Raw genomic sequence first — 18,465 nt, 5'->3', positions numbered from 1 at the left:
TGTTGAGTGCGTGAAGGAATCTTGTTTGCTTGATTGTGCAGATTAGACGATTACTCTTTGGCAGAGAAGTAAGGGCCAACTGCCCACAATGGAATGTCAGTGAGCCAACTCTGCTCTCGATAGCCGAGCATGGAGGCTCTGTATCCGTGTAGACCGATCTTATCACACATGTAGCGCAGACTCCTGGCGTGTACATTGCCTTCAGCTTTGACCTCCAGCGGCGCCGGGCGATTGCCGTGCCGCAGCGCGAAATCAACTTCCGCACGAGAATCCTGGGCCGACCAATAATATGGTGTGATTCCAGCAGCGACCAGTTGTTGACATACATATTGCTCGGTCATGGCACCCTTATATTCCTCAAATCCGGAATCGCTGGTAAGCAGGTCTTCCACGTGCACTCCCATGGAGGCCCCCAGAAGGCCGACGTCAAGTAGATACATCTTAAACGCGGAAAGGTCTTCGTAGGCGCGTAGCGGCAATGCCAACTTATTGGTTCTGTATACGCGCGTGGCAAGGCCGGAATCGACGATGAACTGAATTGCCGTATCGTATTGGGCGCTTCGTGCACCTTTGGCAATATGGCCGAAGATGAATTTATGGTTTTCACGGCTCAGATGCGTTGGTATTGATCGGAAGGCAAGGCGTACACGTTCAGGGTCGATGCTCTCCACGCTGTGCTTCGAGAAGTCTGCATCGTAGGCTTCGAGAAGATTGGTTTGCACCTCGCGTGCCGAGCGGTAGCCTTCCGTACCGATGGTTCCTTGGTTGGCGCCGTTTTTTATGTTTTGCGCGTCGCCTTGTTGGTCGAGAAAAGCCGAGACTGCCGCTGGCATGCCGCCGACGTAATAGTATTGCCGCAGGTAGCGCTCCAGACGTGCATTGAAAGGTTCTAAACGGTCGAATTCGAGGTGAGTCACCAGGTCTGTGAGTCTATCCTCCCCGTTTGCGCGCAGGAATTCCAAGAAACTCATGGGGTGCATGTCGAGAAATTTTACTTTTCCGACTGGGAACGAAGCTCCCGAGTGATAGGCGATGCCGAGGTAGGAGCCTGCCGAAGCGATATGCTGCTGAGGGTATTCCTCTTGGAATGCTTTCATCAGCTCAAGGGCGTGCGGCTTCTCCTGGATTTCGTCGATGACAATCAACGTACGACCGGGAACGATATCTACACCAGTGCGTATGCCGATGTTTTCCAACACTTGACCGGCATCAAAACGTTCATCGAACATTTCGCGGCTTTGAGTGTCCATGAGGTTGACGTAGGCGCAGGAGTCATAAGCCGTCGCTCCAAGATGTTGTAATGCGTATGTCTTACCGACCTGTCGGGCCCCTCTGAGCACCAGAGGCAAGCGACGTGAGGAGTGACTCCACTGCACAAGTTGTGCGTCTATATCTCGATACATGGGTTTCCTTATAAAAGTCAGTGATTTTGCCTTTTCTTCTATCTATCATACAATTTTCTGCACTTGAAAAAGCAGTTTCGTGCAAAAATCTGCAGTTAAAATTGACAAATTCTGCAATTTTCTGCACTTTAAAACCAGAAATTCTGCAAAAAGCTGCAGTTGGATTCATCTGGTTGGGCAGCTGAAGAGTTTCATAGAGAATAAGGTAATGGCTGTTTGCCAAAAGCAGGCACTGATACGGACTTTGGGAATGAGAGTCATAGCTTTTGGCCCGCCTTATCGAGCAACGTGGTCAGTTTCTCCACCGGTACGTCAAAGTCGCCGATGAGCTGAGATACTGGTGCGATGACGGATGGTGCGTGCCGATTGATGATCTGCGCTCCCGATGGAGTCAGGGAATAGATCTTGAGACGCTTGTGTCTGGGGGCTGTCCGGCCTACGACATATCCGGTTGTGAGGAGTTTGCCGGTTGCATATGAGACGGTCTGCTGTGGCAGTCCGATGGCATCCGCGATGCGCTGAATCGGGCGTTCACCCTGGCCCAGCTCGCCAAGCACCAGCGCCTGGCTCAGACTGATTCCGGTTCCGGTCGCCTTGAGCACATCGGTAGCCATGTATGTGGCTTGCCGATGGACGTTGCGGATGGCGGCGCCCAAGTGTGAGATGATGATGTTGCGGTTGTCCGCATCGTCCTGAGCGTTGTGCGCATCTTGCGTCTGTTGTGACGGATCGCCGAATACGACGACCGGTTCAAGAGCATGCACCAGTGCATGGTGATCGACTTTGCCCAACGTGTCGATTCTCGTCTGTTCAAGGGCGTCCAATCTGGCGTTTACTTTTTCGAATGTCTGTATACCGCGGTGGGTGAGGGTGTTGATGATGATCAGATCGGAATACTCGTCCGCATCGCGTTGCGCCAGCCCCTGTGTTTGCAAGTCGGTCACGACATTGTGTGCCGCCTGTGCTGAAACCCCTAGGCAGCGTGCCATGTCGGCGGCTGATCGACCGCCACGGGTGTGCAGTCCCATGAGGGCTGCGTACTGTGTCAACGTGATGTCAAGGGTCTTCAGTGCCGATGTGTCCGAAGCAGTCAAGACGCGTTCGGCCTTGCGCAAGGCTGTCCAGAAGGCGATTGTGGATTGGTCGCAGTCTTTTAGCGCGTCGCCCGCTTGGACGGATGCAGTCTGTGAAGTCAAATGTGCCATGAAACCTCGAACGTTGATTGTTCACCAATGCTGTTCATAGTACTCATGTTTGATGACGTAGATATAGGGCCTGCTGCGTTCGAAGTGTGCTATTCGCGGCCTTAATGCCGTTCAGAGGGGACTTTTATAGACACCGACGGGATGCACTGGTTACGATTCGTTGGAATTTCACCATTCTAATACGTTAGATTTGCATCGTATCAGGAAAAAGTCCCCTCTGAACAGTTCATTATCTTGCATGATTGGTGGTGCGGTAGGTTTTCAGGGTGATGCCTAGCGCGATAAGGGCGAAGGCAAGCCCTACGAGAGGGAGGTTTTTGGTCCCGAGCAGGTTGATGGACAAGGCCCCGGTGATGCCGGAACACCCGATGCCGAGGTACATGGCCGAGGAGTTCAAAGAGACGAGGAGTTGGCCTTGGTTCCCGCCAAGTTCCAGAAGCCGAACCTGTTGGGCGGGTGCAAGCAGCCATCCACAGACGCCCCAAACGAGGGTAAGTGCGAAAGCGAGCGTCGGGTTGCCTGCAAAGAGGCGCATCGTCATGAACACAAATGCCAGCAGTCCGGCACTGAGTGCAACGGTTTTGGCTACGCCCATACGGTCGGTGAGCCTGCCTCCGGCCCAATTCCCGATCATGCCACCGATGCCGAATGCCAGGAGCGCCGCCGAGAGCATGTTCGCCGGCATGTGTGCCACGTCTTTGAGATATTGGGAGACATAGGAATACATGGTGAAAGCGCCGACGAAGACGAACAGTGATACTAGCGCCGTGGATGCAACGCCAGGCAGTTTCAGCACGGCAAGCCTGGTTCGAAGCGATACGGAGGTTTGGGAAGGCAGCTGTGCAAAGAGTGCCGCGATGGCGGCCGCAGCCCCGAGAGATGCGATGCTGATGGCAAGAAAGAGAATGCGGTAGCCAAACCGCTCGCCGACGAATGTGCCTATGGGTACGCCGATGACGGTGGCCGCGGTCATGCCGCCGGTCAGGTAGGCGATGGCTTTGCCTCGGGTCTGCGGCGGAGTGATGGCTCCGGTTATGGTCATGGCCACCGGCGTGTACATGGATGCGCCGAACGCCGCCACTATACGGCCTGCCGCCATGAGCGCATAGGTGGGGGCCACTGCGAAGCCGATGTTTCCCAAAGAGAATATCGTCAACGCGGCGATCAGTAGTCGCTTGCGGTCGGTTCGTCCGAATAGCGAGGCGGTAATTGGGCTGAACACGGCGTAGCACAGTGCGAATACGGTGATGAGTTGACCGGCTGAGGTGACCGACACGTGCGCGGTGGCCGCCAGCTGGGGCAGGATTCCGGCCACGACGTATCCGTCTGTGCCAATGACGAACATGCCCAGCATCATCAGATTTATTTTAAGTTTCATAAGAGTTCCTTGCGATAACTGATAGGATAATTATTGATATAACACTAATGATTGATAATAAATCGACAAGAATAACTTTGTCAAGTAATAGTGTTTTATAAAGTAGTTGTGTTATGCTTTTGCGGAACAAGCAAAGAACGTTGTATGTTGACGAGTGATACGCGTGCGGTTTTTGCTCTCAATCGCTTTCAGCCGTTGTCAGTCAGTGCAACGGGACAGGCTTTGGATGCGCAAACGAAAAGCTCCGGCAACATTCGCTTTTGTGACGATTGTTGCCGGAGCTTTTGAAGGTTATACGGTCAGGGTTGCTGGTCTACTTGGCCAGCCCGGACTCGCGCAGAGCCTCGAAGCCGCCTTTGAGGTCGTCGATGATGTCGTCGATGTGCTCGGTGCCGATGGAGAGGCGGATGGTGCCCTCGTGGATGCCCTGGTCCTCAAGTTCTTCGGGCGTCTCCTGCGAGTGGGTGGTGCTGCCGGGGTGGATCACCAGGCTCTTGACATCGGCCACGTTGGCCAACAGGCTGAAGAGGTGCAAATTGTTGATGAAGACGCGTGCCGCGTCCTTTCCGCCTTTGATGTCGAAGGTGAAGATGGAGCCGGCGCCGTTTGGGAAGTACTTCTCGTAGAGGGCGTGGTCCGGCCGGCCCTCGATGGACGGGTGCGAGATCGAGGCGACCTCGGGCACCGTCTTCAGGTAGTTCACCACCTGAAGTGCGTTGCTCACGTGCTTGTCGACGCGCAGGGAGAGTGTCTCGGTGCCCTGCAGCAGAAGGAACGCGGCGAATGGGCTGATGCAGGCGCCGGTGTCGCGCAGCAGAATGGCGCGGGCTCGGGTCACGAAGGCGGTGCCGCCCAAGGCCTCGTAGAAATTCATGCCGTGGTAGGAGGGGTCGGGCTCCGTGAGAGTGGGGAAGCGTCCGGGCACTTCGGCCCAGTTGAAGTGGCCGCCCTCGGCGATGACTCCGCCGAGCGTGGTGCCGTGGCCGCCGATGAACTTGGTGGCGGACTCCACCACGATGTCGGCGCCATGCTCCAGCGGGCGGAAGAGGTACGGGGTGGCGAAGGTGTTGTCGACGAAGACCGGCAGCTTGTGGTCGTGCGCAATCTTGCTGATGGCCTCGAAGTCAGGCAGGTCGGCGTTCGGGTTGCCGAAGGTCTCGAAGTAGATGAGCTTGGTGTTCGGCTGGATGGCGTCCTCGAAGTTCTGCGGGTCACTGGGGTCCACGAAGGTGGTGGTGATGCCGTCGCGCGGCAGGGTGTGCTTCATGAGGTTGAACGTGCCGCCGTAGATGTGCTTGGAGGAGACGATGTGGTCGCCGTTCTGGGTGATGTTGCGGATGGCGTACTCCACGGCCGCCGCGCCCGATGCCACGGCCAGCGCTGCGGTGGCGCCCTCAAGTGCGGCCATGCGGGTCTCGAACACGCCTTCGGTCGAGTTGGTCAGGCGCCCGTAGATGTTGCCGTCGTCGGTCAACGCGAAGCGGGCCTCGGCGTGGTCGAAGTCATGGAACACGTAGCTGGTGGTGGCGTAGATCGGCACGGCGCGCGAGTCGGTGACCGGGTCGGCGTGCTCCTGGCCGGCGTGCAGCTCCAGCGTCTCGAAATGGTACTTGTGCGGTGTTTGGGTTGTGTTGGTTTCTTCGCTCATTGTCGTTCCTTAGATTGGATCGGTGAGGCGACGTATGCCTCTCTTCCTTCAAACTGTAAGATGCACTGCTTCGTGACGCGCCGATGCGCCTCAGCGCGATTATCGAGGTATGTTATAACGCCTTACAACCCGGTGGTAGGAGGAGGGTCTGACGCAAACGGTCATTTTGAAGTCGAGATTCGACCGTTTATGTCAGGCGAAATAAATAATCTGACGCAAGTGGTCATAATCGGCGCTCCAAATGACCGTTTGCGTCAGACTGATGCTTGCACCTCATCCACGAAGCAACTGATGAGCTGTGCGATGAGCCTGAGGGTACTGCCGTTGGACGAAGTAGTGTTCATCACCTGCACTGGCGTTGGTGCATGGGTTGTCGTGCGTCGCATATTTCCGATAGTTGAGCGTCGAAAGAATGGGTGGCATCGGAGTTTCATCAGGTATCGACTCGTACTCGGCAGGCAGTGTATTGGCCGAACTCGGCGGCCGGAGCCTTTCGACGTTGCCGTCCACTGATATAAGGCCGACTTGAACAGGCGGTGACAGCGTTTTGCTGCATGAAGTCAGTTGCTGCGTCAATGCAGAAATGTATATACTCGTATCTCTATGGAAGGGAGTGTCATGAATGCTACATTGAAGCTTTCGAAGCGGGGCAATGCCCAGGCGTTGAGGATTCCCAAGAGGATGCATGAGCAGGTCGGTATGAAGGATGGTTCGGCGGTCGAGGCAAGCGTCAAGGGCGATGCCATTGTGCTGAAGCCCGTGCACGATAATCTACGTGTCATCAGGGTTCCTGATTTGGATGAGGTGTTTCGTGATTGCACGGGGGAATACCATGCCACTGAGGATCCCTTTGGTCCGGCTGTGGGAAACGAGGCATGGTGAGTCGATGGAGATATGGCGATGTGGCGCTGGTGAGTCTTGATCCGGGCGTGGGCCATGAGCAGCCCAAGCGTCATCCCGCTATTGTAGTGAGTAACGATAAATTCAATAGACGATGCAGTACAACGGTGGTTTTGCCTGTTTCCCATGACCGATCAGATTTTGAGTTGCATATGCCGAATGTCAGGATTGTTCCCGGATGATGATGCAGCATCATCCGGGAACAATCATTGTGGTACTGGCCTGTTGTGCATCTGTACGATTGACCAAGATGCACAGCAGACAGTTTCGCTGAGACTGTCACCGAATCATGATTCACTTGCTGGTCCAGTTGTTGCCGAACGACGACTGCTCCGATTCCTCCACACCGCGGTGGCCGTGGATGGTCAGCGCGTCAAGCCCGTCGTCGATTGCACGGAACTCGTCGTCGGTGAGTTCGATGTTCCAGGTGTTGAGGTTCTCCCTGACGTGCTTTTTGTTCTTCGAACCCTGCAGCGGCACGACGTTGTCGTACTTGTGCAGCATCCATGCCAACGAGATTTGCGCTGGTGTTGCGTGCTTCGCGGCGGCGGCTCTGTCAAGCAGATCGATGAGCGGCTGGTTCGCCCTGAGGTTCTCGCGTGTGAGCTGGGGAACGAACTTACGCACGTCGTCTCCTCTGAATTCGGTCTTATCGGTGATTTTGCCACTGAGCAGACCGCTGGATGTCGGCGAAAACGCCACGACGCAGATGTTATGCTTTCTGCAGTATGGGAAGAGCTCCTTTTCGCAGTCGCGTTCCACCATTGAGTAGATGTTCTGGATGGCGCCCAGCGGTGTGACCGCCTGCGCCCGCCTAAGCTGTGGCAGGGTGACCTGGGAGATGCCCCACTCGCCGATTAGTCCCTCCTTGATGAGTTTCCCCATCACCGCGGCCACCTCCTCGATCGGGATGTCCTCGTTGATTCGATGCAGGTAATACAGGTCGAGATGGTCGGTCTGCAGGTTTCTGAGCGTCGTCTCAAGATGTTTCCGTATGGTCTTGTCCAGATTGGAATGAGCGTCAACCACCCCGTCGCGCAGATGGAATTTCGAGGCCAGCACGACATCCTTCCTCATCGGTTTGATCGCCTCGCCGACGAGTTGCTCGTTGTGTCCGGCGTGGAACTGTTCCTCGCCGTAGCTTTCCGCGGTGTCGATGAAGTTGCAGCCGAGTTCGACCGCCTCGCGGATTGTCTCGATGCTGTAGCTTCGCTCAGGCACCTTGCCGTATCCGTGTGAGAAACTCATGCAACCCATGCCGATAGGTGAGACTGTAAGGCTGCCGACTTTGCGTTTTTGCATCATTGTTCTTTTCTATGAGTATCAGGTGTTTTCGTATTGTCTGCGATTCCTGGATTCTTCCGAATCCTGCGGTGTGGACGGTGGCTCACCAGGGCTGTGCTGTTGGGCCGACGGTGATGCCGCTGATGTTCGTGTCCTCGGGCTGGTCGATGGCGAATGCCACCGTGTTGGCGATGCGGTCCGGTGTGATGCCGTACTGCTCATAGGTGGCGTGCAGGTCGTCGCCCGCGGCTTGGGAGGTGATTGTGTTGAGCAGCTCGGTGTTGATTGCCGCGGGAAACAGGGTCGTCGTACGGATGTTGGTGTGTTCCTGGGCTGATTCCATGCGCAGGATCTCCATCAGGTCCTTGACGGCGAACTTCGTGGCGCCGTACACTCCCGCTGCGGTATATGGTTTCAGGCCTGCGACCGACGAAGTGGCGATGATGTGACCATGTTTCTGCTTGGTGAACACCGGCATGACGGCCGCGATGCCGTTGAGCACGCCCTTGAGGTTCACATCCACCATGCGGTTCCACTCGCCGGTGTGCAGCTCGGAGAGGTTCGAGCTCGGCATGAGGCCGGCGTTGAGAAATATGACATCGACCTGCCCGAACCGGTCCTGCGCCAGTTTGACGAGTGCCTCGTTGTCCTCGGGCTTGGTGACATCCGTCACCTTGTAGGCGGCCTGACCGCCAGTGCCGGTGATCTTGTCTGCGAGGTCGGCGAGCTTCTGTTCACGTCTGGCGCCCAGCACCACTTTGGCCCCCTTGCTGGCCAGTAGTCTCGCTGATGCGGCACCAATGCCCGAGGAGGCTCCTGTGATGAGTACTACTTTGTTCGCGATTGTCATGATGCGTTCCTTTGTCTTGGTAAATCTCGGTGATTGCGTTGCCGCATTGTGATTACGGCACCGTCAAAAGTCATCGAATAATGTTTTATAGTTTAAGGCTGTTCAAGTGCTCGAAGTCAAGTGAGACTTAGCAAGGGCAAAGATTGACGCAAAGTGACGGTTCGTTGCCGAATTTGTCACTTTCGGTCAGCCTGGATACGTGAGTTGACTCAAAGTGACGTTTTCGGGTCGTTTTCCGTCACTGTGGGCCAACTAGGATGAGTAATCCTGCTCGAAGTGATGGTTTGGTGTATTGAGCTAGAGGCGTCTGTTTAGTCCAAGCTCTGTATTTCGTCCATGAAGCAACTGATGAGCCGTGCGATGAGCCTGGGGTGCTGCCATTGAATAAAGTGGTGGCCGTGCAGTACCACCTGCATCGAGTGCGGGTTGACGTTGGCGTAAGGATTGCCATGCGCTGCGTAATCAGGATAGTTGAGCGTCGAGAGGATGGAAAGCGTCGGCACATCGTCGGGCATACACTCGTTTTCGGTCAGCTTCAGCGTCCGCGGTGCCTCTTCCAGCTCGCTGATTTCGTATGGATTGCCCGAGATGGAGGAGTAGAGGTGGCGCGCCTGATTCTGCAGTTCGACCGGCAGCGCAGGGTTGATGTCGATCTCGATGCCTTCGCCTTGCCGTGCTTCCGCCAGGTTGTTCTCAAGCTCATCGAGGTGTTGGAGCATGGTCTTTGGGGCGGTCGGATCAATGCCGATAAAACCCTGCAGGTCTTCGAACCGCGGAATGGATATGTCGCCGGCGTTCGCCTCGGAGCTGTTGCCATCAGCCAGGGCGTGCAGCATGTAAATGGCGTTGAAGCTGTGCGAGACCACAACATAGGGGCCAGGGCACACATGGTCGAGAAAGGCGGCTATTTCGTGTCCGTATTGCTCGCAGCTGCGTCTCACCTCGTTCGGGACACCACTGAATCCGGCGCCAAGCATGTCGACGCTGACGATGTCGAATCGTTCGGCGCCAGATTCTCCCAGCGCTGTGAAGACGTCGCGGAAGTCGAAGTAGGTGCTGTTGATGCCCATCGTGCCAAGGAACACAATGGCGGTGCGGCTGCCGTCGAGCTTCTCATGGTTGGTCAGGTATGCGAATCGACCGAACTCGCTGTCCCACACGTTGTTGTGCATGATTGATTCGTCTGTTTCCATTTTCGACCGCCGTCTTCTTCATTGCCGTTCTTGCCCATTGTCTCACAGTCGTTGTCGAACTGGTTACGGTTTCGCATGATTGTTGTGTTAACGGTGCAAGTTCCGCGTAGACTGAAGTCATGCCTATGAACCCCGATGTGATCAGTAATGTCAAATCCGATCGTGTGCGCCGCGTGGCCGGGCTGGAGCGCTCGCAGCGGCGCAGGAAGGCCGGCCGGTTCCTCGTTGAGGGCCCGCAGTCGGTGCGTGAATTGGTGCGCTGGCGGCCGGACGCGGTGATGGACTGTTATGCGCAGATCGGCGAGGATGGCGAGTTCCTTGATGACACCGTCGCTTCGATTGTGGACGATGCGCTCGCCAACAATCTGTATGTCCATCGTGTGACCGATGCGGTGATGCACAAGATCAGCGCGGACGCGCAGGGGATTGCGGCGGTCGGCATCATCGATGCCATGAAGTTTGGTGTTGACTCGTTGATGGCCGGTTCGGGTGACAGCGCTGTTGATGCACGTCGATTGGGTGTAGACCATGCCGCTGATTTTCGGGTTTCCTCGCGCCAGTTGGATAGGCATGCCGGTGCGGCATATTCATCTGGTTCGGGTTTGGCGGATACCGTCGCCGCATTCTGGCAGGTGCGCGACCCGGGCAATGCTGGCACTGTGATTCGAGCTGCGGACGCCGCCGGATGCCGGGCTGTGGTTTTCGTTGATGATTGTGTGGACCGTTTCAATCCCAAGGTCATCCGCGCCACTGCCGGCTCGCTCTTCCACCTGCCAGTGCTGACGATGGGCACGGATGAGTTCTTCCGGTGGACCGGAGGCAAGACCGGTAAAGCCCGCAGCAGTGATGGCGACCATGCCGGTGACGACTCGGACAAAGTAAGCGACGTTGGGACTCGCGTCGAGGTCATGGCGGCGGATGTCTACGGCACGCCCGAGCACAGGCCGGAGTCGTTGATCGATGTGGCTGCTGGGCTTAGATTCGAAAGGGCCAACGCTGACGGCCAGGCCTCCAACGTACGCATTCAAGACCCTGAAAGCGATCGGGATGGAGCCGCTGGCGATGCCACAAACACAGGTGCCACTGGCGATGCTGCAGGTGCCGTTGGTGCTGGTGATGTTGTAGGCGCAGGTGTTGGTGATGTTGCCGCCCATGCCATCGGTGCTGGTGCTGTCCATCGTGCCATTCTCTTCGGCAACGAGGCGCGCGGGTTGCCAGCCGATGTGTTGGAGCGTGTCGACCGCATCGTCTCAATCCCCATCTACGGCAAGGCCGAGTCGCTCAACCTCGCCACGTCCAGCGCCGTGATGCTCTATGCGCTGGCGATGGCTTAGCTGTGTTTGTTCCGACATGTTTGGGGTTCTGCTGGGGTGCTCTACGCGTTGGTATAGATGATGGTTGATTGTGTCAGTGATGAAAGACCGCGGCAGAGGTCCTTTTTTGTAGGCGATGGATTAAACCACGACAGATAGTGACGAAAAATGTCATTATCGGTCGCAGCAAATTATTACGCCGACAAATAGTGCTGTATTATGTCATTTCTTGTTGCAGCTGCATTCTAAACCGGCAATTTGTGTCGAATATTGGCACTTTCGGTTACATTTTCGTGTTTTGCCGACGTATTTTGCCATAAAACGTCATTATTTGCCGCAGTTAGGCGTTCTGACGGCAGATAATGCCATGAAGCGTCACTTTTCACCGCAGTTTGATGTTTCGCCGACAAATAATACTGCTCTAATACTGTTAATACTGTCGTGGAACGTCTTGATTGCCGCTTGCCATATGTGCGGCACGTCCCGCCGTGTGATTCATCGTGGGCTGTAAACCAGTAATGAGCCGGGCCACTATGTCGAGCGATGTTGAAAGAATAAGAAGCGAGTGAAATACCTTGATTTCCGCGGCTTTACGCCGTATAACCAAGGTGTTTTTAACCTTAGGAACCTTAAGAGGAAAACAAGATAGAAGGGGTACTCGTGGCACAGGGTGCGGCATTCGATGCCGGTGCGGTGACCGATGCGGTCGCCGAAGGCATACAAAAGATCAACAGGGCCTCAAGCCTGAACGAGCTCAAGGAAATCAAGACACAATATATGGGTGCCGGTTCGGCTGTGGTGGCTGCCAGCAAATCCATCGGTTCGCTTCCTGTGGATCAGAAGAAGGGCGCGGGCCAGTTGCTCGGCAAGCTGCGTGCCGACTTCGGCCGCACCTATGGCATGGTGGAAAGCCAGTTGAAGGCTGACGAGGAAGCGGCCAAATTCAAGGCCGAGACGGTCGATATGACGCTCCCTGCCAAGCGCAAGCCGCTTGGCGCCCGTCATCCGCTGCCCAAGTTGCTTGAGGACGTAGAGGACTTCTTCGTCTCCATGGGTTGGACCATTTCCTCGGGCCCCGAGGTGGAGAGTGAGTGGTACGATTTCGACGCCCTGAACTTCGGCCCCGATCATCCTGCCCGCCAGATGCAGGATACGTTCTATGTCAAGGGCAACCAAGCCAAGGATGCCGCCGGTTTCGTCGGTTCCAACATGGTGCTGCGTACGCAGACCTCGTCCGACCAGGTGCGTGCGCTCATCTCCAAGGGCGTTCCGCTCTATATTGCTTCTCCTGGTCGTGTGTTCCGCACCGATGAGCTCGATGCCACCCATACTCCCGTATTCCACCAATGCGAGGCGCTGGCGGTAGACAAAGGCCTGACGATGGGCGATCTCAAGGGTGTGCTCGACAAGCTCGCGGTCACCATGTTCGGCCCGGACGCCAAGAGCCGCATCCGCCCCAGCTACTTCCCGTTCACCGAGCCCAGCGCCGAGATCGACCTGTGGTTCCCTGACAAGAAGGGCGGCCCCGGCTGGATCGAGTGGGGCGGCTCAGGCATGGTCAACCCGAATGTCCTCAAGTCCGCAGGTCTCGACCCGGATGTCTACACCGGCTTCGCGTTCGGCGTGGGTATGGAGCGCACGCTGCTGCTGCGCCACGACATCAACGATATGCACGACCTTGTGGAGGGCGACGTGCGGTTCAGCAATCAGTTTGTGATGGGGGAGTGAACGACTCATGCCAATGGTAGATATTGACTGGCTCAAGGACCATGTGGAAGTCCCGGCCGATCTGACGTACGAACAGCTTGCCGCCGACCTGGTGCACGTGGGCCTTGAGGAGGAGCAGATCCATGCCTCACAGGTCACCGGTCCCATCGTGGTGGGCTATGTGGTCTCGGCTGAGCCTGAGCCGCAGAAGAACGGCAAGACCATCAACTGGTGCAGGGTGGACGTCGGAGACGAGTTCAACGACACCGATGAGGACGGCAACAAGGTGCCCCGCGGCATCGTCTGCGGTGCGCCGAACATGGCGGCCGGAGAGAAGGTTGTCGTTACGCTTCCCGGCGCTGTGCTTCCCGGAGATTTCAAGATCGAGCCACGCAAGACCTACGGTCACATCTCCAACGGCATGTGTGCCTCGGAGCGTGAGCTGGGCTTGGGCGACGACCACAGCGGCATCATCCTGCTGCGTCACTACGGCTTCTCCGAGGAGGAGTACGAAGCCCTGAAACCTGGCGACGATGCGATGCACCTGCTGCACCTGGATCAACCGATTCTCGAGATCAACATCACCGCCGACCGCGGTTACGCATTCTCCTACCGTGGGGTGGCGCGCGAATACCACCATTCCACCGGCGCCGCCTACACGGACCCCGCAATTGCGCTTGATGGTGAAGCACCTGCCGATGCCGGTGACAGCAAGCGGGACATCGAGGTTGAGATTGACGATGACAATCCGATTCACGGTGTGATTGGCTGCGATAGGTATTACGCTCGTACGGTGCGTGGGTTCGACCCCAATGCCCATACGCCCAATTGGATGCGCCGCAGGCTCATTCGTGCCGGCATGCGATCCATTTCGTTGGCCGTCGACGTGACGAACTATGTCATGCTTGATTTGGGCCAGCCCATGCATGCCTACGATCTCGACAAAATCTCGGGGCCGATTGTGGTGCGCCGAGCCAAGGTAGGTGAGAAGCTCACTACTCTGGACGGGAAAAACCATGACTTGAGTGACGAAGACCTTTTGATTACAGATTCGCCTGACGGTAAGCGTGGTTCCAGAATATTGGGTCTCGCTGGTGTAATGGGCGGTCTCTACGGCGAAGTGACTGCTGAAACGAAGAATGTACTGCTCGAATCAGCCCATTTTGACCATGTCACCATCGCGCGTTCCGCCCGTCGCCATAAAACCCCTTCTGAAGCCTCGCATAGGTTCGAACGTGGTGTGGACTATGCACTTCAGCCCGCTGCAGCCCAGATGGCTGCCGATCTACTGACCAAATTTGGTGGCGGAAAGGCTTCTGGAACGCCAGTCGATGTGAACCACACCAAGGTGCCCGAGCCCATCAATTTCAAGTTCTCCGAGGTTGCCCGGCTCACCGGCCTTACCACACCGGATGCCAAGATTCATGAGATTCTGAGTGATATTGGCTGCAAGGTCTCAGTGGGCAACGAGGCCGGTGAGATCTCCGTGGTGCCGCCGACGTGGCGCCCGGACCTCACCATGCCATGCGACTTGGTGGAGGAGGTGGCCAGGCTTGTTGGCTACGATGAGATTCCTACCACCGTTCCTGCGGCACCGGTCGGCGGTGTTGTGGGGCTCACCCCCGACCAGCTGCGTCAGCGTCAGGTGGCCGACGAGCTGGCTGAGTACGGTCTTGTGGAGTCGCTGAGCTACCCGTTCGTGGGTCCGGCTGACTATAAGGCGTTCGGCTATGATCCTGATGAGATTGAGCCGGTGAGCGTGGAGGTGGCCAATCCTCTTGCCGGCGACAGGCCTTACTTGCGCCGCACCATCCTGCCCACCCTTGCTCAGACTGTGCAGCGGAATATTCGCCGTGGCTTGGAAAACGTCTCGCTCTATGAGCTTGGTCATGTTTACCTTTGGAACCCCAATGCACCGGCCATTCCGGCCCTTCCTGGAGGCGTGAAGCCAACGCCAGAGCAGCTCAAAGCGCTCGATGCAGGCTTGCCGGACCAGCCATTGCATGTGGCAGCGCTGCTGACCGGCGAGGCCGAGGAATCAGGGTGGTTGGATGAACATCGCAGCGTGGATTGGAGCGATGCCGTCGAGGCCATGACTCGTGTGATGGATCGCATCGGTGCCAAGTTCCAACTCCAACAGCCAGAGCCTTCGGATGTGCCTGCTCAATGGCATCCTGGTCGTGCTGCACGTGTTGAGATGGATGGACAGGCTGTAGGCATGGTGGGAGAGTTGCACCCACACGTGGCGGCTGCTCTAGGCTTCCCGGAACATTCGGCTGCGTTTGAGTTGAACCTCACCGATGTATTCAGCCATCTGGACGGCAAACCGGTTCAGGCCAAACCGATTTCCACCTTCCCACCGGTCAAGCAGGATCTGGCGTTCACTGTTGACGAGTCGGTCACCGCCGCTCAGCTGCAATCCGCGATAATTCAGGCTGCAGGTAGCGACTTGGAGTCCATTGAACTCTTCGATGTATATACCGGTGGTCAACTTGGTGAGCATAAGAAGTCTCTGGCGTATTCGGTCACGTTCCGTTCCGCCTCCAAGACACTGACCCAAGCTGATACGGAACTGCTACGTACTCATATATCACAGGAACTTGAGCACTTGGGAGCTCAACTGCGAGTGTGATAAAAATCTCATTGGGATGAGTGCGCCAAGCTGTTGCCGGCGCACTCATCCCAATGCTCTTATATGCGCCAGGATTAGCCTCGGTCCCGTTGATTTGCTTATCGTGAAGAATGTACCAATTAGAAAATTGCAGTGTAGCGTTTAGGTGTTTTTGCCGAGTGTGTCGACTAAATTTTCAGGCGAATAAGTCGACACACACATATGGTATACATATTGAGAATGTATGCTACATTCTATGGAGAAAAATCAGACAGATGATGCTACGCTATCTTGTTCCGCTGTGAGATAAGGAATAGTCATTGCAAGATTGCCCTAGATTAGAGTTAATACTTACATAATATGAGTGAAGTTGAATAATTTGGTGCTTTTGACGAGCGACAAACAAGGAATGGTGTACATGAGCGATTCAGAATCGGATGGTATGGCTTCACAGCAACAGCATCACCGGATTGATGAATCTGGCATTGCTCAGCCTCAGTACGGCCAGCGCAAGGTTCCTGAGTACGGAGCCATGATGAACCAGTTTTCGGCTGGCTATAACCCTTATGTATTCGGCAAACCCGAATCCGACAATGACCAAAAAACTGGGGACGCAGATGGCAATCGTCAGAAGGGTGCCTCATCCTCCGCCAGAGACTATGCATATGGAGCTAACGGTCATCCTTTGAACTCAGCGTTGCCGTATCGTCACAACCAGAACAATTCGAACGAACCTCCAGTCCAGCAGCAAGGCGGCCTCGGGCCACAAAACGGGCAGGATGGTGGCCGTAGACCAAACGGTTTTCAGCACCCTGGTGCACCTGGATTCAATGGATTCCCGCAGAATCAGCGCGGTTGGGGTGGCGATGTTCAACACGGCCCCCACGAGCCGGACATCGTTAATGGCGTTGATATGAACGACCCCCAGCAAAACCCGCTATGGGGCCATTGGAGTGCTCTGGCTGTCGCTTCGTTTCTTTGCTCGCTTTGGAACTTCGAGTTCTCACTGGTGTGGCTCATTATGGGCCTACTGGCCGTCCGTCGTACCAAGGTCTACCACATGCGTGGACGTGGTTTGGCCATAGCGGCCATCGTCATCAGCATACTGGCTCTGATTTTTCAAGTTTGGCTTCTGCTGCATCCCGATGCAGTGCAGGGCTTGCTTGGTTCGTTGTATTCGATGATGGGTGGATCGGGTACCGGTAGCAGTGGGGGTAATCCGTTGACGGCTTGATTGTTTAGGCAGTTGCCACGTGGTGGCACGACATACAAAGGATAATTTTAAGGAGTGGTTTTGGAACATATAACAGATCAGGAGTTCGTTGGGCGCGATGACGTTCAACCATTCACCAACAATGTAGCATATCGCAATGCAACTGACGACACTATAGGTAACGGCGGTGTGGGTACTGCAAATGGCTCAGAACAGGCTATGATGCCGGGCGATGTCGAGGCGGGTGCACCGAACAATGGCACTGCAAAGACTGTAGGACTGCACCATCCAAGCAATCGCGCTGCGCGTTTGAGTATCATTCAAGAGTTGTTGCTGAACAATCAGGTGGCATCACAGGCTGAACTTTCGCAGTTGCTTTCATACCGTGGCATTAACGTGACCCAGGCAACGCTCAGCCGGGATTTGGACGAGATGAACGCCACCAAAACTCGTATGAAGAACGGGCATATTGCGTACACCATCGGTGCGGAGCCTTGGGAAGGTCAGGCCAGTGCCACTGAGCATATCGATAAGCAACTATCCCGAGGGCTTTCAGGTCTGATTACTTCCGTTGCTGCTGCCAAGAATCTGGTGGTTGTGCACACCCCTTCCGGAGCGGCGCAGTATATGGCCAGTGTCATTGACAGGCAGCCAATAGATGGCATCTTGGGCACAGTGGCTGGAGACGATACGGTGTTGCTCATCTGCGTTGATAGTGACACGGCCAAGGATCGCAGTAAATGGCTCCTGGATGTTGCTTCGAAACGTAAGAACGCGGCTGATTAGGGGAATATGACTGTTGGCGCTATTGGTGTCGTCAACAAGGATGTAATCCGATTGATGGCCGCTGTGCAGTTGGTGCAGTGGCCTTTGTGTTGAGGTTGGTGAGAAAAAGTGGGACGTTCATTGTCCAACCCATTGGCCATGGCCGAGGCGTTGTGGGCGCAGCATCATATTCATCTTTCCGAGGCTCCCGAGGGTGAGAGGTCGGGTCTGGAGGTGCCTGGCACTGCACCAGTCGGCATCGTTGATGGTGTTGGTGCCAAGCCTGTGACGTTGTGTGCCATAGGCGATTCCATGGTGGCTGGTTGTGGCACTTCGAATCAGCGGGACGGTTTGGTGCCGTGCATTGCCCGTGAGTTGGCTTCGGGTTCTGGCAGGTCGGTTTCGTGGCAGGCGCATGGCAAGCTTGGTGCCACTATGCGTAGGGTGCGTTATCGTTTGGTTCCTCAGGTGAGCGGTAGATTTGACATCGTGTTTCTATGCGCTGGCTCCAACGACATCATGGCGGGGAGAAGCCTTGGGGAGTGGCGAGATGATTTGGATGCTGCCCTGGGCATCATCTCATCCTTAAGCGATTGCGTGTTGGTTTCCAGCCCCGGCCAGATGCAGAATGAACCGGCATTGGGCAGGGCACTGCGACGCTCACTGCTCAAGGCCATGGATGAGCAGGCAGAAGTCAGTGAGGAGGTGTGTGCAAGCCACGGTGCGAGGTATGTCAATATGATTCATCGCGATGTACATGCCGGGTCAGAGGGATTCTACTCGGATGATCGGTTTCATCCCAGCTCCAAAGGGTATCGGTTGATGGCCGCTGGTGTGGCTCAGGCACTTGGTCCAGAATTCATGCAGCGTATTGCAATGATGTGATTTCGTGGCTCCTACTCGAACGTTGTCTTTTGTGCCCTGTCGGCACTGTTGGCTCGTTGGCGCCCGATGTATTCGTAAGCGTGTAGGCACCATATACATATATTGGTTCG

General features: G+C 55.9%; 15 protein-coding genes. 8 read left to right on the top strand and 7 right to left on the bottom strand.

All coding sequences use genetic code 11. From position 1 onward, the window contains the following. Positions 1 to 50: 50 nt before the first annotated feature. The 4 genes from ACSYSS_RS05730 to ACSYSS_RS05715 all read right to left on the bottom strand — a co-directional run bounded on the left by ACSYSS_RS05730 (position 51) and on the right by ACSYSS_RS05715 (position 5,634). A complete protein-coding gene (locus tag ACSYSS_RS05730) occupies positions 51 to 1,403 on the bottom strand; it encodes an ATP-binding protein (protein WP_491703091.1) in 1,353 nt (450 codons plus the stop codon). Positions 1,404 to 1,660: 257 nt separating this feature from the next. Continuing rightward, positions 1,661 to 2,608 carry a MarR family winged helix-turn-helix transcriptional regulator gene (locus ACSYSS_RS05725; protein ID WP_491703090.1) on the bottom strand — a complete coding sequence of 316 codons (948 nt, stop codon included), beginning with the start codon at positions 2,606 to 2,608 and terminating at the stop codon, positions 1,661 to 1,663. A 229-nt stretch (positions 2,609 to 2,837) separates the two neighbouring features. Continuing rightward, positions 2,838 to 3,986: an MFS transporter gene (locus ACSYSS_RS05720; RefSeq protein WP_491703089.1), complete on the bottom strand. Its 1,149-nt coding sequence runs from the start codon at positions 3,984 to 3,986 to the stop codon at positions 2,838 to 2,840. A 313-nt stretch (positions 3,987 to 4,299) separates the two neighbouring features. Further along, complete coding sequence (locus ACSYSS_RS05715; RefSeq protein ID WP_491703088.1) at positions 4,300 to 5,634, bottom strand: O-acetylhomoserine aminocarboxypropyltransferase/cysteine synthase family protein; 1,335 nt, start codon at positions 5,632 to 5,634, stop codon at positions 4,300 to 4,302. 618 nt (positions 5,635 to 6,252) lie between these two features. Between ACSYSS_RS05715 and ACSYSS_RS05710 the strand changes: the two genes are divergently transcribed. Beyond that, entirely contained in the window at positions 6,253 to 6,516 is a 264-nt protein-coding gene (locus ACSYSS_RS05710; RefSeq protein WP_491703087.1) for an AbrB/MazE/SpoVT family DNA-binding domain-containing protein, read from the top strand. After that, positions 6,510 to 6,716, top strand: coding sequence for a type II toxin-antitoxin system PemK/MazF family toxin (locus ACSYSS_RS05705; protein WP_491703086.1), 207 nt, complete (start codon positions 6,510 to 6,512; stop codon positions 6,714 to 6,716). The genes ACSYSS_RS05710 and ACSYSS_RS05705 overlap by 7 nt, the downstream gene beginning before the upstream one ends. Positions 6,717 to 6,828: 112 nt before the next feature. Here the strand turns inward: ACSYSS_RS05705 and ACSYSS_RS05700 are convergent, their stop codons facing one another. The 3 genes from ACSYSS_RS05700 to ACSYSS_RS05690 form a co-directional block, all read right to left on the bottom strand. Beyond that, positions 6,829 to 7,839 (bottom strand): aldo/keto reductase, encoded by a 1,011-nt coding sequence (locus tag ACSYSS_RS05700; RefSeq protein ID WP_491703085.1) that lies wholly within the window; start codon positions 7,837 to 7,839, stop codon positions 6,829 to 6,831. An 82-nt stretch (positions 7,840 to 7,921) separates the two neighbouring features. Further along, positions 7,922 to 8,668: an SDR family oxidoreductase gene (locus ACSYSS_RS05695; RefSeq protein ID WP_491703084.1), complete on the bottom strand. Its 747-nt coding sequence runs from the start codon at positions 8,666 to 8,668 to the stop codon at positions 7,922 to 7,924. 311 nt (positions 8,669 to 8,979) lie between these two features. Beyond that, positions 8,980 to 9,840 carry an alpha/beta fold hydrolase gene (locus ACSYSS_RS05690; RefSeq protein WP_491703083.1) on the bottom strand — a complete coding sequence of 287 codons (861 nt, stop codon included), beginning with the start codon at positions 9,838 to 9,840 and terminating at the stop codon, positions 8,980 to 8,982. Between the two features lie 140 nt (positions 9,841 to 9,980). On the opposite strand from ACSYSS_RS05690, the gene ACSYSS_RS05685 reads away from it, so the two are divergent. From ACSYSS_RS05685 to ACSYSS_RS05660, 6 genes are all read left to right on the top strand, one after another. Then, on the top strand, positions 9,981 to 11,195 hold the full coding sequence (locus ACSYSS_RS05685; RefSeq protein ID WP_491703082.1) for a TrmH family RNA methyltransferase: 1,215 nt from the start codon (positions 9,981 to 9,983) through the stop codon (positions 11,193 to 11,195). 639 nt (positions 11,196 to 11,834) lie between these two features. Further along, the gene (gene pheS, locus ACSYSS_RS05680; RefSeq protein WP_491703081.1) at positions 11,835 to 12,902 is read left to right on the top strand and encodes a phenylalanine--tRNA ligase subunit alpha; all 1,068 of its coding nucleotides are present in this window, start codon (positions 11,835 to 11,837) and stop codon (positions 12,900 to 12,902) included. Positions 12,903 to 12,909: 7 nt separating this feature from the next. Then, positions 12,910 to 15,513: a phenylalanine--tRNA ligase subunit beta gene (pheT, locus tag ACSYSS_RS05675; RefSeq protein WP_491703080.1), complete on the top strand. Its 2,604-nt coding sequence runs from the start codon at positions 12,910 to 12,912 to the stop codon at positions 15,511 to 15,513. Positions 15,514 to 15,910: 397 nt separating this feature from the next. Further along, positions 15,911 to 16,726 (top strand): DUF4190 domain-containing protein, encoded by an 816-nt coding sequence (locus ACSYSS_RS05670; protein ID WP_491703079.1) that lies wholly within the window; start codon positions 15,911 to 15,913, stop codon positions 16,724 to 16,726. A gap of 201 nt (positions 16,727 to 16,927) precedes the next feature. Further along, the gene (argR, locus tag ACSYSS_RS05665) at positions 16,928 to 17,491 is read left to right on the top strand and encodes an arginine repressor (RefSeq protein ID WP_491704247.1); all 564 of its coding nucleotides are present in this window, start codon (positions 16,928 to 16,930) and stop codon (positions 17,489 to 17,491) included. 108 nt (positions 17,492 to 17,599) lie between these two features. After that, positions 17,600 to 18,355 (top strand): SGNH/GDSL hydrolase family protein, encoded by a 756-nt coding sequence (locus ACSYSS_RS05660; RefSeq protein WP_491703078.1) that lies wholly within the window; start codon positions 17,600 to 17,602, stop codon positions 18,353 to 18,355. The last annotated feature ends 110 nt before the right edge of the window (positions 18,356 to 18,465 follow it).

It is taken from the genome of Bifidobacterium sp. ESL1118 (assembly GCF_058505595.1).
The sequence above is the reverse complement of the archived record's forward strand: the minus strand, read 5'-3'. Positions and strand labels throughout refer to the sequence as shown.

What these genes read in the sequence shown, in the direction of transcription:
- ACSYSS_RS05730 (WP_491703091.1), bottom strand. Translation starts at nt 1,403, where the DNA reads ATGTATCGAGATATAGACGCACAACTTGTGCAGTGGAGTCACTCCTCA.
- ACSYSS_RS05725 (WP_491703090.1), bottom strand. Translation starts at nt 2,608, where the DNA reads ATGGCACATTTGACTTCACAGACTGCATCCGTCCAAGCGGGCGACGCG.
- ACSYSS_RS05720 (WP_491703089.1), bottom strand. Translation starts at nt 3,986, where the DNA reads ATGAAACTTAAAATAAATCTGATGATGCTGGGCATGTTCGTCATTGGC.
- ACSYSS_RS05715 (WP_491703088.1), bottom strand. Translation starts at nt 5,634, where the DNA reads ATGAGCGAAGAAACCAACACAACCCAAACACCGCACAAGTACCATTTC.
- ACSYSS_RS05710 (WP_491703087.1), top strand. Translation starts at nt 6,253, where the DNA reads ATGAATGCTACATTGAAGCTTTCGAAGCGGGGCAATGCCCAGGCGTTG.
- ACSYSS_RS05705 (WP_491703086.1), top strand. Translation starts at nt 6,510, where the DNA reads ATGGTGAGTCGATGGAGATATGGCGATGTGGCGCTGGTGAGTCTTGAT.
- ACSYSS_RS05700 (WP_491703085.1), bottom strand. Translation starts at nt 7,839, where the DNA reads ATGATGCAAAAACGCAAAGTCGGCAGCCTTACAGTCTCACCTATCGGC.
- ACSYSS_RS05695 (WP_491703084.1), bottom strand. Translation starts at nt 8,668, where the DNA reads ATGACAATCGCGAACAAAGTAGTACTCATCACAGGAGCCTCCTCGGGC.
- ACSYSS_RS05690 (WP_491703083.1), bottom strand. Translation starts at nt 9,840, where the DNA reads ATGCACAACAACGTGTGGGACAGCGAGTTCGGTCGATTCGCATACCTG.
- ACSYSS_RS05685 (WP_491703082.1), top strand. Translation starts at nt 9,981, where the DNA reads ATGCCTATGAACCCCGATGTGATCAGTAATGTCAAATCCGATCGTGTG.
- pheT (WP_491703080.1), top strand. Translation starts at nt 12,910, where the DNA reads ATGCCAATGGTAGATATTGACTGGCTCAAGGACCATGTGGAAGTCCCG.
- ACSYSS_RS05670 (WP_491703079.1), top strand. Translation starts at nt 15,911, where the DNA reads ATGAGCGATTCAGAATCGGATGGTATGGCTTCACAGCAACAGCATCAC.
- argR (WP_491704247.1), top strand. Translation starts at nt 16,928, where the DNA reads ATGCCGGGCGATGTCGAGGCGGGTGCACCGAACAATGGCACTGCAAAG.